Source organism: Dyadobacter subterraneus (assembly GCF_015221875.1).
Classification (GTDB): Bacteria; Bacteroidota; Bacteroidia; order Cytophagales; family Spirosomataceae; genus Dyadobacter; species Dyadobacter subterraneus.
This window is the reverse complement of record NZ_JACYGY010000001.1, coordinates 1,250,522-1,265,384: the sequence shown is the minus strand read 5'-3', so window position 1 is coordinate 1,265,384 and position 14,863 is coordinate 1,250,522. Positions and strand designations below refer to the sequence as shown.

The 14,863-nt window shown below is 37.3% G+C and carries 11 protein-coding genes and 1 other RNA gene; 5 read left to right on the top strand and 7 right to left on the bottom strand.

Features of this window, described 5'->3' with window-relative positions; genetic code table 11:
- Positions 1 to 36: 36 nt before the first annotated feature.
- Together IEE83_RS05295 and IEE83_RS05290 are read right to left on the bottom strand one after the other, a co-directional pair.
- Positions 37 to 2,559 carry a histidine kinase dimerization/phosphoacceptor domain -containing protein gene (locus IEE83_RS05295; RefSeq protein WP_194119571.1) on the bottom strand — a complete coding sequence of 841 codons (2,523 nt, stop codon included), beginning with the start codon at positions 2,557 to 2,559 and terminating at the stop codon, positions 37 to 39.
- A gap of 384 nt (positions 2,560 to 2,943) precedes the next feature.
- Positions 2,944 to 4,320, bottom strand: a complete 1,377-nt coding sequence (locus IEE83_RS05290) for a sigma-54-dependent transcriptional regulator (RefSeq protein ID WP_194119570.1) — start codon at positions 4,318 to 4,320, stop codon at positions 2,944 to 2,946.
- Between the two features lie 508 nt (positions 4,321 to 4,828).
- Between IEE83_RS05290 and IEE83_RS05285 the strand changes: the two genes are divergently transcribed.
- Positions 4,829 to 5,158, top strand: a complete 330-nt coding sequence (locus IEE83_RS05285) for a hypothetical protein (RefSeq protein ID WP_194119569.1) — start codon at positions 4,829 to 4,831, stop codon at positions 5,156 to 5,158.
- 719 nt (positions 5,159 to 5,877) lie between these two features.
- On the opposite strand, the gene IEE83_RS05280 is transcribed toward IEE83_RS05285, so the two are convergent.
- The 4 genes from IEE83_RS05280 to ssrA all read right to left on the bottom strand — a co-directional run bounded on the left by IEE83_RS05280 (position 5,878) and on the right by ssrA (position 9,525).
- Positions 5,878 to 6,636 carry an SDR family NAD(P)-dependent oxidoreductase gene (locus IEE83_RS05280; RefSeq protein WP_194119568.1) on the bottom strand — a complete coding sequence of 253 codons (759 nt, stop codon included), beginning with the start codon at positions 6,634 to 6,636 and terminating at the stop codon, positions 5,878 to 5,880.
- 101 nt (positions 6,637 to 6,737) lie between these two features.
- Positions 6,738 to 7,334 (bottom strand): Crp/Fnr family transcriptional regulator, encoded by a 597-nt coding sequence (locus tag IEE83_RS05275; protein WP_194119567.1) that lies wholly within the window; start codon positions 7,332 to 7,334, stop codon positions 6,738 to 6,740.
- A 335-nt stretch (positions 7,335 to 7,669) separates the two neighbouring features.
- A complete protein-coding gene (locus IEE83_RS05270) occupies positions 7,670 to 8,902 on the bottom strand; it encodes a site-specific integrase (RefSeq protein WP_194119566.1) in 1,233 nt (410 codons plus the stop codon).
- Between the two features lie 250 nt (positions 8,903 to 9,152).
- Positions 9,153 to 9,525, bottom strand: a transfer-messenger RNA (tmRNA) gene (gene ssrA / locus IEE83_RS05265).
- A gap of 306 nt (positions 9,526 to 9,831) precedes the next feature.
- On the opposite strand from ssrA, the gene IEE83_RS05260 reads away from it, so the two are divergent.
- From IEE83_RS05260 to IEE83_RS05250, 3 genes are all read left to right on the top strand, one after another.
- Complete coding sequence (locus tag IEE83_RS05260; protein ID WP_194119565.1) at positions 9,832 to 11,061, top strand: C40 family peptidase; 1,230 nt, start codon at positions 9,832 to 9,834, stop codon at positions 11,059 to 11,061.
- Positions 11,062 to 11,167: 106 nt separating this feature from the next.
- Positions 11,168 to 12,085 carry an oxygen-dependent coproporphyrinogen oxidase gene (hemF, locus tag IEE83_RS05255; protein WP_194119564.1) on the top strand — a complete coding sequence of 306 codons (918 nt, stop codon included), beginning with the start codon at positions 11,168 to 11,170 and terminating at the stop codon, positions 12,083 to 12,085.
- Positions 12,086 to 12,155: 70 nt separating this feature from the next.
- The gene (locus tag IEE83_RS05250; protein WP_194119563.1) at positions 12,156 to 12,626 is read left to right on the top strand and encodes a hypothetical protein; all 471 of its coding nucleotides are present in this window, start codon (positions 12,156 to 12,158) and stop codon (positions 12,624 to 12,626) included.
- Between the two features lie 7 nt (positions 12,627 to 12,633).
- Here IEE83_RS05250 and IEE83_RS05245 read toward each other — a convergent pair whose 3' ends face one another.
- A complete protein-coding gene (locus IEE83_RS05245) occupies positions 12,634 to 13,731 on the bottom strand; it encodes an o-succinylbenzoate synthase (RefSeq protein ID WP_194119562.1) in 1,098 nt (365 codons plus the stop codon).
- 67 nt (positions 13,732 to 13,798) lie between these two features.
- Between IEE83_RS05245 and lpxK the strand changes: the two genes are divergently transcribed.
- Positions 13,799 to 14,833, top strand: coding sequence for a tetraacyldisaccharide 4'-kinase (gene lpxK / locus IEE83_RS05240; RefSeq protein WP_194119561.1), 1,035 nt, complete (start codon positions 13,799 to 13,801; stop codon positions 14,831 to 14,833).
- Positions 14,834 to 14,863 lie beyond the last annotated feature (30 nt).

Sequence of the window (14,863 nt, the reverse complement as noted above, 5' to 3'; positions counted from 1 at the left end):
AGAGATTATGTAGAATTTATAAAAATCGAAGTTAATTTAAGCTGACATATTCGATATTCTGTCCCACGCAGACTTGGAAATAGCAATATTTATTTCCGAAAAAATTACAGTTATCGATAGCCCATGTACACTTTCTATTGATAGCGTTCCACCTAGTTGACGACTTAATCCAGCTATAAGTTTCATACCCAACGAAGTGAGGTTAGATAAATCATATCCTTCCGCAAGCCCGGGACCAGTATCAGAAATTATTAAACGATATTTATGCGGTTCCGGACGATCTAATATTATACTGATTATACCAGATGCAGTCTCCAAAAACGCATATTTTATTGAATTCGTTATGGCTTCATTTAAAATAAGGCCTACAGGTACTGCCTGGGATACATCAAGATGAATTAAGCCTATGTCCATCTTAAAGCGGATTGTTTTACGAATATTGAAGCTCTCTTTGAGGTAATTTATCAATTCAGGAATATAGTCTTTCATTAATATCAAAGCGACATTCTCCGACTGATAAAGTTTTTGGTGAATTAAGGAAATGGCTTGAACTCTGTATTGGCTTTCCTTTATTGCATTCAAGGCAACATCATTCCCAATAAATGCGGACTGCGAATTTAATAGACTCATCACAATCTGAAGATTATTTTTGACCCGGTGATGAATTTCTTTAATTAACCATTCCTTTTCTACGATTAATTCCTGCTTCTCTTCAATTAAACTCTCCTTTTCCTCCAGAATATGATCTTTTTCTAATAAAAGTTCTTCTAAAGAGTTGTTCTTTTCGCTAATTTCCTCCTTTTGACTTATAAGCATTTCATTAGTCTTTTGTTTAATTCTGAAACGGCTGTATAGAAGTCCAACAATAATTAATAGTAATGAGCTACCAACAAATGTGATGTTTTTAGCTTGCACTTCCTGCTTTAATCTATTTTCCTGAAGCAATTTTTCATTTTGAAGAAGTTTAATGTCATTTTCTTTTTTTGCAGTTTGAAATCTCATTTCAATCTCGAGTATTTGTCGATTTTTTTGAGCATTAATCGCCGAATCTTCCGCAATTTTGAATTGTTTAAAACTATCAAGAGATGCGGCAAGATTTCCATTAGCTGAGTCAATTTTATACTTAGTATGAAAAATGAGTTTAGTTGCAAGATAATTGTACTTTTCGATTGGCAATAGACTGGATTTTTCTAGGTATTTTTTTGCTTCTATAAAATCGTTAATTCGAGCAAAAAAATTTGCTATTAAAGCATATGAATAAAGAACGTCTTGTTGTTGCTCCTCACTCTGAACTTTTGAGGCCCAATAAGCTGCTTCATTAGAATATTTCCGGACAAGTTCAGATCTTCGCAGATGCAAATATGCAAATGCACGATTAATGGCTATTTCCATTTTGTCGGAAGGAAGTATGGGTGGTATGTGTTTAATAGATTCTTTAATCAGCGCTAACGCTTCCAGAGGCCTTTCAGATGCTGTAATTGTATAAACATAATTTGAAAAAGTTTTGTACCAAGAGGGTTGCATATAACCATTTTCGAAGCTTTTCATTGCTTTTTTATAAGACACGGTCGCCTCATCCAGCCGATTTGTCTGGTGGTAAATATCAGCCAATCTCAAATACGCCGTTCCTGCAAAAGAACTATCACCGACGGCCTCCAAATTTTTCAAACTTAATAAAGCATAATAAAGTGCTCTGTTATAATTGCTTCGCGTATTCTCTATCCAAGCAATAACACTTTCCGTGTAATATGAGTGCTTAAATCTAATTTCCTTTTGCAATTGTAGCATCCTATTGAGTCTACTCAAAGCGAGTTCTCTGTTGTTTTGCAGAAAATCAATGCTTACCATTTTGCACAGAATTTCAATTTGTTTTTCCTTGGAACCTACCGCTAAATATTCGTTAAAGGATTTTTGTAAATAGGCTAATTTGTCTGGATTTCCATACGGCAGAAAGCTTCCATAAGCACCATAGGCATCAGCAATCGATAACTTATTCTTTGAAACTAGTGCTGAATTTATAACATTTAAAAAACATAGACTGCTTTTCAACTGATTTCCACTCTGCACATAATACCTACCAAGCATACTTAAAGCCCTATATTTTAGATCTGGTGCTTTTAAATGTCTGCTTTGCCGATATGCGTAATAAAAAAACTTCAAGGCGTTTTTAAGATCATTTTGTTTGCTACCAACCCTAGAAAGGTAATAAGCGCCAATACCTAGTGAAAGATTAATCCTGTCTCTTATATCAATTTTTCCAAGATAAGACTTCGTGGAAATCAAGTCACCTGATTTTAGTGCAATAAAAGCAGGTGAGGTATTCTGTTTTGCAAAATCTTCATCAAAGCTTTCCAAGAAACTTAAATTGTGGTTTTCACATGCAAGTAACATTGCACTGTCAAGATCAATCCTTCCTTGGGCCGCTGTAAAATTGAATAAACCACTGATTTGGATAAGGAGGCGTTGACTTTTAAGATCGTAGCTTTTAGACTTCGGCAGTTCCGCCCTTGATGTTATCAAGAAATGCAAGAAAAGGCAGGTAAAAAAGACAGTTCTCATGTTACAAAAGTGCCTACTATTAATTGATTCAATTATGGACTAATTATTAGGATGCTTCATAATCTAGATTTTACAATATTACTTTCTACAAATATACATTGAACGCCAAGCTAGTTTTATCTAATAATAACACTCTTGCTTTCTACTGGAATAACCAAATTATATACCTTATCCAAATGACACTAGAGTACTGATAAAAATGATTCCGAGTGAGTCAATCATTGCAACTAACTTATTTATTCGAGCTAACTATTACTTATATACGATGCAACTGTATGACTACTTCGATCAGTTGCTTTTTTGTAAAACAAAATAGGATCTAAAATATTTGAAATCACTACGTAAACTGAGTTCCACAGATTCCCACCTAAAAATAGATAAATTTTAGTAATAATAGGTCTGTTTAATATCAAGCTTTTTCATTTTTAAATATAAAGTGGTAGCAGGCATGTCCAAAGTCTCAGCTGCTCCTCCCTTACCAGATACTCTTCCCCTACATTCCCTAAGTACATTAATGATATGCTCCCTTTCAACCTGTTCTAGGGTTTTAGTGGTTAATGACTCGTTAATTAATGTAGTATTCAACCGAACACTTGGAATTTCAATTGATTCGATTTGATGGTTTGATGCTAAAAGAACACTTCTCTCAATTAAATGCTCCAACTGTCGAACGTTGCCCGGCCATGAATATGTCTTTAACTGGTCCATTGCAAATGCAGAAATTGATACTTTTCCATGTTTAGACTGCTTCGTAAATTTATGTATAAAGTAATGAACAAGGTCTTCGATATCCTCCAATCTTTCCCTTAGCGGAGGTAAATGAATGGGGAAAACATTGAGGCGGTAATATAAATCCAGCCTAAATCGGCCCTCGGCGACTTCCTTTTCTAAATTTCGGTTGGTAGCGGCAACAACCCGGACGTCTACTTTGATGCAATCCTCCCCGCCGACCCGCTCAATTTCCCTTTCTTGTAAGACCCTTAACAGCTTTACCTGGGAATCAATTGGTAACTCACCAACTTCGTCGAGAAATATCGTACCTCCATTGGCTTGCTCAAATTTACCAATACGCCTGTTAGTTGCCCCAGTAAACGCTCCTCGTTCGTGACCAAATAATTCAGATTCAATCAGAGACTCCGGAAGTGCCGCACAATTTAATGTAATAAATGGTTTAATTTCCCTTTGTGAAAATCTATGAATTGCCTGTGCGAGTGCTTCTTTTCCCGTACCACTTTCTCCAATTATCAAAACGGATGTTGAAGAAGGAGCAACCAAATTAATTTTTTTGAAAACTGCTTTTAGCGCATTACTTTGGCCAACGATACCATCTATTATTTGGAAATTAGTAGTTGAATACTCCACCGGAGATTCTGAAATTATGCCCTGTTCCAAATTAAACTTATAGCGGGCGATATCAAGCATAATTAACAGATCTCGCTCACGGAAAGGCTTAACCATGAAACCATATGGATTTGTTTTTTTCACTAACTCTAAAATACTTTGATTAGTATTTGCAGAAATAAACAAAAATGGCACTCCCATTTCTCGCAGCTCAAAAGCAAGATCAACCCCCGTTAATTCTTCGCGCAGAATAATATCTAGTAAAACCCAATCAGGTTTCTTTAAGGAAATTAGATGCCTAGCTTCTAATACGGAAGTAGCAATTCCAGTAACAAAATATCCGTTTTTTGTGAGCATTTGGTCGAGATCATTGGCCACAACAAACTCATCTTCAACAATTAAAATTTTCAATTCTGCCATATACATATTTTTATTTCTTAATCTAAATTAGTAATATCTGCCAGGTTCTTTTTTCGTGATCTTCCCCAAGAAAAAATCCGCAATTTAACGATTTAGGAGATAAACATATGAAGGACCTAAGATACACTAATACTAATTACATGTAATGACCTTCTGGCATTTAGAAAGATACAATTTGTTGTTGTTCAAGATATCTAAATTAATATCTTAAATGCAAAACAACATAAATCTTTTAGAGTAGCCTAACTCAAATTTCATAAAATACCTTGCATAAAAAATAACTGATTTTTTGTAGTATTTGACTTACGATAATGTGTTCCTAATTGCTTTTCAAGTTTATAATTTTAACATTATTTGCAACTATTTATACATTGCCCTTCCTTATTCATATAACTAATTTTAGACTTGATATAATTGATGTACATCAAAATGGGCAGCATTCATATGCTTCCGCTACGTTAACACACCATGTTATATTTCACAATTAAGTCTCAAATCTAAAAAAATTATGAAAACGTTGTATGAAACCGTCATAACACTCAATACTGGGCGCTGTGTAAAAATATTTGTTGCCGAAAATAAAATTGATGCTATAATCGAATTGAAGATTTTGGTTAAAGATCCCAGTGACAATTCTTTTCGACCATTAATTGGTAAAAGCCATCCACTATATTGGAAGCTAAAAAAACTCAACTCACCCAAAAGTAAGTTGCTTGAGCTTAGTTATTCGGGTATTGATAAAAAGCAGATTCAAAAGATAATTAAGGAATTTCAGATAAACTTCAGGAACGGAGGATTTAATTTCAATGCAATATCTGATATAGTCAAAGCAAGCTAAATTCCTGACATTATGACTGCAGCAAACAATCCTTATACATTTAATCCTGTAACAGCCGAAAATACCGCGTCTGGACTTCCCTGCAAGACGTAGAAGAATTATGCCTTCACAGCAGATAAGAAATGAGCGTTACGATCCCCTGCATTAATTTTTACCGGGGCTATCCTCTGAAATAATATTTTACCTTTGTCGGCAAATAAAGATTCTATAACATCGTAATATTGGACTAGTTATTGCAATATCGATCCAATGCAAAATTCGTCCTTAAGCCTATTTAACTTTGTAGAATTTACTTTCGACTACGAAAATACAGCCTCAAATCGCATGAGTTCACAAATGCCAGTTTGAGATAAAGCCTTGATTTTAAGAGGGAATTTTATTTGGGACGTCACCCTATTAATTTTGTAGAACAATCCTATTGCCAAGTACAACTACATTTTAAAAATTGCGTTTTCCAACTCAAATACAAAAGTAGTGATTTTAACAAAACAGGTTTAAATTAGTAAACTGTCCGAATATATAATTTAATAAGTCCGTGGTGATCAGTTTACTTACAAATGTTAAAAAACCGGTATAATACTTGATGATCACCAACTCTTTGCAGAAGCAGATTTAGGTATTTACAAAAATATTCAGTTAATGTAAGCTAACCAAGGTCAACATATAAGGAGCAGATATAGTCCTGCTCTCTTATATTATGAAGAATAAGAAGATTATAGTTAGCGCTGGCCCCCTGCTACGGCAATTGTCTCACCATTTATCCAGTAGGAATCATCGGAAGCTAAGAAAACGGAAACCTTCGAAATGTCATCAGGTTTTCCAACACGGCCAAGCGGCGTTTCTGATAAATGCCATTTTTCTCCATCTCCATTGATCACACCTGAGGCAATACTTCCTTCGGTTTCTACCAAACCCGGATTAATTGAATTAACACGAATCCTTTTCGGACCCAGTTCCTTTGCCATAATACGCGTCAAGGCGTCTGTGGCATATTTGGTTTGAGTATATACCAACGTTTCAGGCATATCAAGTGTCGCAACTATTGATCCAATGTTTATAATTACACCGCCTCTGTCCTCAAACAATTTAATAGCTTGCTGAATGGTAAAAATACTTCCTAAAACATTAATATCTAACATTTGGTGAAACGACTTTTTGGTTATTTCACTTATTCCTGCAAAACTATATATCCCTGCGTTGTTAACTAGAATGTCAAGCTTGCCAAACGCTGTAACAGCCTCTTCAAAAATTCGTTTCACATCCTCCTCGATTCCCACATTACCCCGTACCGCGATTGCTTTTCCGCCTGTTTCAATTATTTGTTGGACAACTTTATTTGCCGCTTCCATGCTGCTAGCATAATTGATCACTACAGCGGCACCCTCACTTGCGTAAGCCTTGGCAATTGCTGCACCGATACCTTTAGACGCACCAGTGATTAACGCAACCTTATCTTTCAATTTTCCAGAATACTCCATAATCTTTTGTAATAAATAATGTAACTTAATTAACTATGTAAAATTGAAGCTACAAAGGCAAATAAAAAATGAACTAGAATAGGAAATACAGTTGAACCAGTTCAACTTTTATTTTTCAGTTTATTATGGCGGATTTTTGATAGAAACTCTGTACTCATGCCCAAATATGACGCAAGTACATATTGAGGTAAACGCTGAACAGCTAACGGATAGTTTTCTAAAAAGGCTTCGTAACGTTGTTCTGCACTTTGTGTGAAAGAAGATATTAATCTTCGCTGAGTAAAAGCAGCCGTTCTCTCGGCCATCTTTCTAAACAAAGTTTCATATTTGTGATTGGAAGCCATGAGCATTTGCTCACTTTCATAATCGATTTGTAGGATCGTACTATCTTCAAGCGCCTCTACAAACATTGTTGCTGGCTGTTGATTAACATAGCTGTTGTAGTCTGAAATCCACCAGTCTTCAATTGCAAATTGAATCGTGTGACTTTGCCCGTTATTGTCAATTACAAAAGCTCTTAACGCACCCGAAATTACATAACTACGATGTTTAGCGATAAAATCTGGTTGAATTATTAGTTGCTTTCTCTTTATGCGTTTAATAAAATAATTATCTAGAAGTTCATTCATTTCATCCGTTGTAAGATGAACTTTCTTTTGAATATTTTCTCTTATAGAAATGTATAAATCTGTGTTCATCCCTTTATCTATAACGGTATCGACTCGTATGCTAACATTGTTTAAAGTAAATATGTCTCATATAATGGTTAAATTGGTAACAATAAATACTATAAGCATTGAATTATAGCAAAATCAACCTTTGGATGATTTGAGTTCCTCCTTTAAGTGTCCCTAAATAACAGACAATTTGAAAGTACATGTAACCTCTGATATTTTGAAACAGTAATTCTCCACTGCCTGTATAACAAAAACCACCATTTTATTTTTACAATCGCCTTAATAATTACCATATAACAACCGAGGAATTTTCGGTTGTTATATGTTTCCGAATATATACCACTTTAAGATCGATGTTAATTGTAGTTTCTTTTCTGCTCTAAAACTTTTCTCAAATTAGCCATATCATCGCTTATCTTCTTGTCAACAATTTTCGCATACTGCTGGGTGGTTCTAAGGGAACGGTGTCCGAGCATCTTTGAAACACTTTCAATAGGAACTCCATTGGTCAATGTTATTGTCGTAGCAAATGTATGCCGAGCCAAATGAAATGTGATTGTTTTTTCTATTCCACAAATGTCACCAATTTCCTTCAAATAGGAATTCATTCGCTGGTTAGTTAAAACAGGCAATAGCTGCCCTTTCACATTGCATTGTGGATGGTCATTATATTTTTCAAGAATTTCCCAAGCAAAGGGAAGAATAGGAACTCGCGATGGAGAATCGGTTTTCTGTCGCTTGATGACTAACCATTTTTCACCATCGATTCCATCAATCACTTCCGACCGTTTTAATTTATGTACATCAACGTAAGAAAGCCCGGTATAGCAACAAAAAAGGAAGATATCCCTTACCTGATTAAGCCGTGGCGAGACAAAAACTTTTTTTGCGATTTCGTTTACTTCATTTGCATTTAAGGCTTCTCTATCCACTTCCCTTTTCCCTAATTTGAAAGCAAAAAACGGGTCTTTTGCAAGCCATCCGTTTTTGACGCAGATTAGAACAATCTTTTTGAAATTCGCTAAATATTTCATCGCTGTATTATGCCCACATTTCCGCACTGTTTTAAGCCAGAATTCATATTCGGATATAAACTCATAATTGAGCTTATTGATGTCAAAATCCTGTTCTTTAAATTTCCAAAATATAAAGTTTTTAGTGTGTTCTAGTGACGTTTCATAACGTACGACGGTTCCAAATGCATATTCATTACCAGCCAGACTACGCAGTTTCTCATTGTGCCTTTGAAACACTTCCAAAATCATTTTAGGTTTATCTGCCACGCCCATTAATTTATCTTTGATAACCTCAGCAGTTATTTCTTTGCCATCAGAAATAAGTTGGCGGTGTATCTCGTAAACTTTGGCTTGTACGGTGTCAAGATACGCATTCAATAATTTTACCTCTTCCTTATTTCCGCTTTTCCTGCCCGCCGAAGAATTCCATTTCTCTGGTTCACATTCTCTCTTAGTAGCGAGTTCAACACGCTTACCATCGATTGTAAGCCTTAAATAAATCGGAAGATTTCCTTTTACGTAGTTATTACGTTTCTTCAGGTAATAAAACATTGTGAAGCTTTTTGTCAACATAACAATCTAATTTAATTATGATTAAAAATAAGACCGTAGCCAACTAAAATCAAGATGTTAATACAGTAAACAGGCTATATATCAACAGTTTACAAGCATTTGGGTGAGCACATTTTTCATCGCTTTTAGCTGCTCACCTAATTGCTCACCTAAATACTGGGAATAAATGAACATTTTGGTAGGAACAAAGCAAAAAAAATGTCTGCAAATCGTTGATTTGCAGACATTTAATTGTTTTTGTAAGTATTATCAGTGGAGACGGAGGGATTCGAACCCTCGTCCAGAACAGGGAAACCCTGCGCCTTCTACATGCTTATCCGCGATTGAATTTTCGAGCCAGACAAGGTTCACGGCGGACCCGCGTCTTGGCCTTAGGTGCTAGGGTCTCGTTGGCTTTCCGTACCACTATGCCAACCAGCACTGATTTGCGACACCCCGGAGCCCAACCATCAGTGCGTAGGTTGGAGGGATGATGGCATTTGCTAGATCCTCCGGATTAAGCAGCCATGGCGTAAGTATTTTCGCCAGTTATTGTTTGAAAGGTATTATTTACGGGAGGTACCCCCAGCTCCCGACATGCTTACACACAGAACCCCAACCCGCTGTCAATTCCAGTCGCCCCCAAAAGCGGCGCAGAAAATAACGTGTGATAAATCACCCGATTGGCTGCTGGTATTAGACAAAAATCTTTTCTGGATGGTTCCCCTTCTTTTGCCGAAAACGGTGCCGGGCTTAATATTTATTTTCTCAACATGATGTAAACTCCTTAAAATCAACCGGAATAATCTTACAACCGTTTTTAATTTAATTGACAAAATTTACTGTTAATTTAAATTCAATAATCACTTCCGTTTACTTTACAAGCCCACGAATTTTTCAAACTTGGATTATTTTCTTGTTTGTGCTAGCTTACCTGTTAATTACATTTTATGAAAGCTTATAAATTTTGCCTTTTCTGTACGCTGCTTTTACCCCTCATTTCAAGAGGTCAAAACCAGCGGATTTCCACCGATTCTGTCAATGTCAGGAAAATATTCGCCATAGCAGAAGCCGTCGCAAAGGAATATGCTCCTGATAAGCGGACAGCCGTTTTCCAAATCATGGTCGATAGTTCAGGCAATAACTATTTTGAAACAACAGAACTTAAAGCAGCTCAAAAGTTTTCGGATACACTGATCAAAGAGGGAGTCAAAATTAAGATTCCTGTTCAAACGCTGCCAGCCAAAAATTTAGGAGAAAAAATCTACGCGCTTGTTAATCTTTCCGTGGTAAATATCCGATCAAATCCCAAGAATGCGGCCGAACTTGCGACGCAATCATTGCTGGGAACACCACTCGATATTCTTAAAAAAGAGGGATATTATTATCTGGTCCGTACACCGGATGGCTATATATCCTGGCTTGACGCAGGAGCGATTTCCTTAAAAACAGCTGCTGAAATGGCCAGCTGGAAACAAAAAAACAAGCTCATTTTTGTCGATGATTTTGGCCACGCCTACACAATCCCGGACCGAAAATCCCAAAGGGTTTCAGATCTGGTAATGGGCGATATTTTGGTTAGTGATGGTAAACAAAAAGGATTTTATAAAGTCATTTATCCGGATGGCCGAACCGCATTTATTCCGCAGGAGCAAGTTGTTGATTATGAAAAATGGCTAAAAAGACCTTCTCCAAACCCGGAACAGATTATCAATATTGCTAAAACAATGATCGGTGTCCCCTATTTGTGGGGCGGAACTTCTGTGAAAGGCGTGGATTGCAGTGGGTTCACCAAAACGGCCTTTTTCATGAATGGAATTATTATTCCTCGCGACGCATCCCAGCAGGTTATGGCTGGTGAGCCTGTCGCTGTTTTGAGAAATGACAAGTTAAATCTTGAAGATGCACTTAAAAATTTAAAATCAGGAGATCTGATATTTTTTGCCAGCGGAAAAAATAGATCACCTGACGCCAGGGTAACCCATGTTGCTTTGTATCTTGGTGATGGTGAATTTATTCATGCATCCGGAAATGTCCGGATAAGCAGCATGAAACCCGATGCTCCAAATTATGACGATTTTGAAACCAGAACGGTAGTCGCTGCCCGGAGATATCTTGGTAATGTCGGGTCTGCCGGTATCCAATTCGTTGGGCAGCATCCGGCTTATCTGGAAAAATAACCATAGACCTGATCAGATAGCTGACATCTAAACTGTCAATTTTAAAAACAGTTTATCCCGCTTTTAAATTTATCGTAATTTCGCCTCGCACAATTTTAGATTTATAATGACAGTTGAAGATATAGAAGGCTTTTTCAAACAATTACAGGATAATATTTGCGCAGCCATTGAAAATGAAGATGGTCTGGGAAAATTCAAAGAAGATCTTTGGGAACATCATTCAGGGGGCGGTGGACGCACAAGATTAATCCAGAATGGAAATGTTATTGAAAAAGGAGGCGTAAATTTTTCAAGCGTCAAAGGTGAAGTTCATCCGCGCCTGCGTCAGCAAATGCAGTTGAATGATACGGATGATTTTCATTTTACAGCCACCGGCGTATCCATTGTGATGCATCCAAAAAATCCGCATGTGCCTATTATTCACATGAATGTAAGATATTTTGAGCTGAGCAACGGAACTTGCTGGTTTGGCGGCGGCATTGATTTAACGCCACATTACGTTGTGGAAGAAGATGCAAAAACCTTTCACGCACATCTGAAAACTGCCTGCGATAAACATCACACCGATTTTTATCCCAAATTTAAAATCTGGGCAGACGATTACTTTTTCATCCAACACAGAAACGAAACACGCGGCATTGGCGGAATCTTTTTTGACTACCTGAAACCGGATGAAGCGGGTTATGGAAGCAATCTATCAAAAGAAGAACTTTTTGCTTTTGTAAAAGAGATCGGCGAAAGCTTCGCTCCTGTCTATACTTCTTTCATGAAAAAACATCGTGACGATTCTTTTTCCGAAAAACAAAAACAATGGCAATATCTTCGTCGCGGCCGCTATGTGGAATTTAATCTGGTCTGGGATCGTGGGACGAAATTCGGGCTGGAAACGAATGGACGGACAGAATCTATTTTGATGAGTTTGCCTCCGCAGGCTAATTGGGAGTATAATTTTATACCAGAGGAAAATTCAGAAGAGGCAGCTACGCTTAACTGGCTGCGAAAAGGTGTTGACTGGGCTGATTAATTATTTTATTCATTTACAACCATTTGAACAGAACTATGGTCATAAAATAGGTAATCCTCAAAAATTGACCATGATAAAAAAATTATTGTACCTCTCTGCCATTATTGCCGCAGCATGTTTCTCTTCCTGTGAGAAAAGCTGCGGATGCGGGCCAAGATCTAATTCAATATCAGGTTATCTACCTGGAAAGTGGCAATGGATCAAAACGACTACTCCTTCCAAAACGATTTTGGCGAAAGATGCGGGATATGCAAAAACGATGGAATATTCTTATGACCAAAAAATTGGAGCTTATAAAATTGACTTTTACAAGAACGATTCGCTTGAAACAAATTTTCTGATCAGTAAAGTATTAGATGACAATTGGGAGACAAAAAGTATGTTGCTCAAATATAACGGCGATGCCCAATTGAAGATTTTCGGACTACCCACTGATTCCATATATAATGATATAAATCTCATAACCAGCGAAATAACACCTAAATATTCTTCCGAGGCCGATACCATAAGACACTTCTATCAGCGGATACACAGTTGGTAAAAGCCGGTTAGCACCAGGCATTTTCGTCCAGATTTATATTCCACGATTGCGTTTTATCGTAAAACAAAAATCCATTTTCCGATTTCAACGGAGAATCAATATTATTATGATATAGCTGGCCGGTACCAAGTCCCTGTGGAAGCTGATTATCAAAAGTTGCTGTAAATTGAGCGATTGCGTTTAAACCAATATTTGATTCCAATGCAGAAGTCATCCACCAGCCTATTGAAAGTCTGTTCGCGATTTCAATCCAGTCTTTACAATGCTGAAAACCACCAAGAAGCGTCGGCTTCAAAATAATAAAAGGTGGTTGGGTTTGTTTTAAAAGTGCAAATTTCTTTCGGTAATCAAATATTCCGATCAATTCTTCATCCAGCGCCACCGGAACAGGAGAATTTGCACAAACTTCGGTTAATAAATCCAATTGCCCTGCTTTAATCGGCTGCTCGATGGAATGCAGTTCAAATTCTGAAAGTCGTTGTAATTTTGAATAAACTTCGTCAGGTTGAAAAGCGCCATTGGCATCAACACGTAATGTGATCTGATCCGCAGAAAACCGGGAACGAACAGATTCAAGCACCCGGCATTCCTGTTCGAAATTAATAGCGCCCACTTTCATTTTCAGCGTGGTATATCCCTGTGTCAGTTTTTGTTCAATCTGTTCCGCCATGTGATCATACGATCCCATCCAGATCAACCCATTCATCGGGATACCTTTTTCACCTTTTGAAAAAGCATTTTTATATTGAATCCGCTGTCCGCCGTTCATAAAATCAAGCAAAGCCATTTCAATTCCGCACCTGATCGAAGGCAAATGATCGGGAATAACCTGCTGTAAAATAATGGCAAGATTGAAAGGAAAAACGTCCAGATCCAGCTGATTGAAAAGCTCGCAAACCTCAGTCAGTTGTTCTTTGAAATCAGGAAGGTCATCAAAACTTAATCCCGGAAGCGGACCGCATTCGCCATATCCCTCAATGCCAGGCTGTTCGATATCTGTCACTTTCAAAAGCCAGGAAGTTTTTTGTTTCAGCACCCCACGTGACGTACCGGCCTCCATTCGAAAATGAAGTGTATAGGGTTGAAACACAATTCTTAAAGGCATATTTTATGGTGTCAGTTTTTTTTCGGGGAACAATATTAACCAAAAAATATGTAATTATGCAGATAAGATGGCAGAACATAATTGGATAAAAATAATATTAACACCTTTTTCGCTGGTATATGGTTGGATAACCTTGCTACGGAATTTCTTCTATAACGTCCGGATTTTTTCATCTCAAAAGCCTCCTCAGTTCACGATTTCAATTGGCAACATCACCGTAGGCGGAACCGGAAAAACACCTATGGTTGAGTATCTTACCAAAATTCTTGGTTCAAAATACCAGATCGCCATTCTGAGCAGAGGTTATGGAAGAAAAACAAAAGGTTTGCTGTTTGCCGGCGACAATTCCACTGCCTCGTACATAGGAGACGAGCCTTTACAATATTTTTCAAAATTTGGGAAAAACATTGTTGTTGCCGTTTGTGAAAACCGTGTAAAAGGCGCTTTTTCCATTTATGAAAAGTTTCCGGAACGAAATCTTCTTCTGCTCGACGACGCCTATCAACACCGGGCCATTCATCGGGATATCAATATTTTATTAAGCGATTTCAACCGCCCGTTTTATCAAGATTTACCATTTCCGGCCGGAAGATTACGCGAAACAAGAAGTGGTGCAGAAAGAGCCGATGTTATAGTAGTCACCAAGAGTCCCGCTGATTTACCTAATATTGAAAAACAAAAAATCCGTCAGTCGATAGAAAAATACAGTCGGCCCGGAGTTCCTGTTTTTTTTGCCTCCATTCGTTATTCTCAGCCGGTTTCTTATGATCATCAGCGTCCTGTTCTGTTAAAAAATGTTATAATCGCAGCCGGTATTGCCAATCCACTGCCCTTTACTATATATCTTCGGAGCAAGTATAACGTTGTAAAGGAAATTATTTTTTCTGATCATCACAATTACACGCCAACGGATCTGGAACATCTTATTAAGTACATAAAAAACGATACTTTTGTAGTCACTACTGAAAAGGATATGGTGAAGCTGAAACCGCTTGCAGCCGGATCAGGAGTTTTGGATCGTTTTGCTTATTTGCCAATGGAGATAAATTTCGGAGCCGATACCGAACCATTTGATCGCTGGATTACTAACCAAACTTTGTAACCCTATCCTTAAAATCGGTGGAATTATAGA

Excerpts from the sequence above, each read along its gene's own strand:
- IEE83_RS05295 (WP_194119571.1), bottom strand. The coding sequence starts at position 2,559 with ATGAGAACTGTCTTTTTTACCTGCCTTTTCTTGCATTTCTTGATAACA.
- IEE83_RS05290 (WP_194119570.1), bottom strand. The coding sequence starts at position 4,320 with ATGGCAGAATTGAAAATTTTAATTGTTGAAGATGAGTTTGTTGTGGCC.
- IEE83_RS05285 (WP_194119569.1), top strand. The coding sequence starts at position 4,829 with ATGAAAACGTTGTATGAAACCGTCATAACACTCAATACTGGGCGCTGT.
- IEE83_RS05280 (WP_194119568.1), bottom strand. The coding sequence starts at position 6,636 with ATGGAGTATTCTGGAAAATTGAAAGATAAGGTTGCGTTAATCACTGGT.
- IEE83_RS05275 (WP_194119567.1), bottom strand. The coding sequence starts at position 7,334 with ATGAACACAGATTTATACATTTCTATAAGAGAAAATATTCAAAAGAAA.
- IEE83_RS05270 (WP_194119566.1), bottom strand. The coding sequence starts at position 8,902 with ATGTTGACAAAAAGCTTCACAATGTTTTATTACCTGAAGAAACGTAAT.
- IEE83_RS05260 (WP_194119565.1), top strand. The coding sequence starts at position 9,832 with ATGAAAGCTTATAAATTTTGCCTTTTCTGTACGCTGCTTTTACCCCTC.
- hemF (WP_194119564.1), top strand. The coding sequence starts at position 11,168 with ATGACAGTTGAAGATATAGAAGGCTTTTTCAAACAATTACAGGATAAT.
- IEE83_RS05250 (WP_194119563.1), top strand. The coding sequence starts at position 12,156 with ATGATAAAAAAATTATTGTACCTCTCTGCCATTATTGCCGCAGCATGT.
- IEE83_RS05245 (WP_194119562.1), bottom strand. The coding sequence starts at position 13,731 with ATGCCTTTAAGAATTGTGTTTCAACCCTATACACTTCATTTTCGAATG.
- lpxK (WP_194119561.1), top strand. The coding sequence starts at position 13,799 with ATGGCAGAACATAATTGGATAAAAATAATATTAACACCTTTTTCGCTG.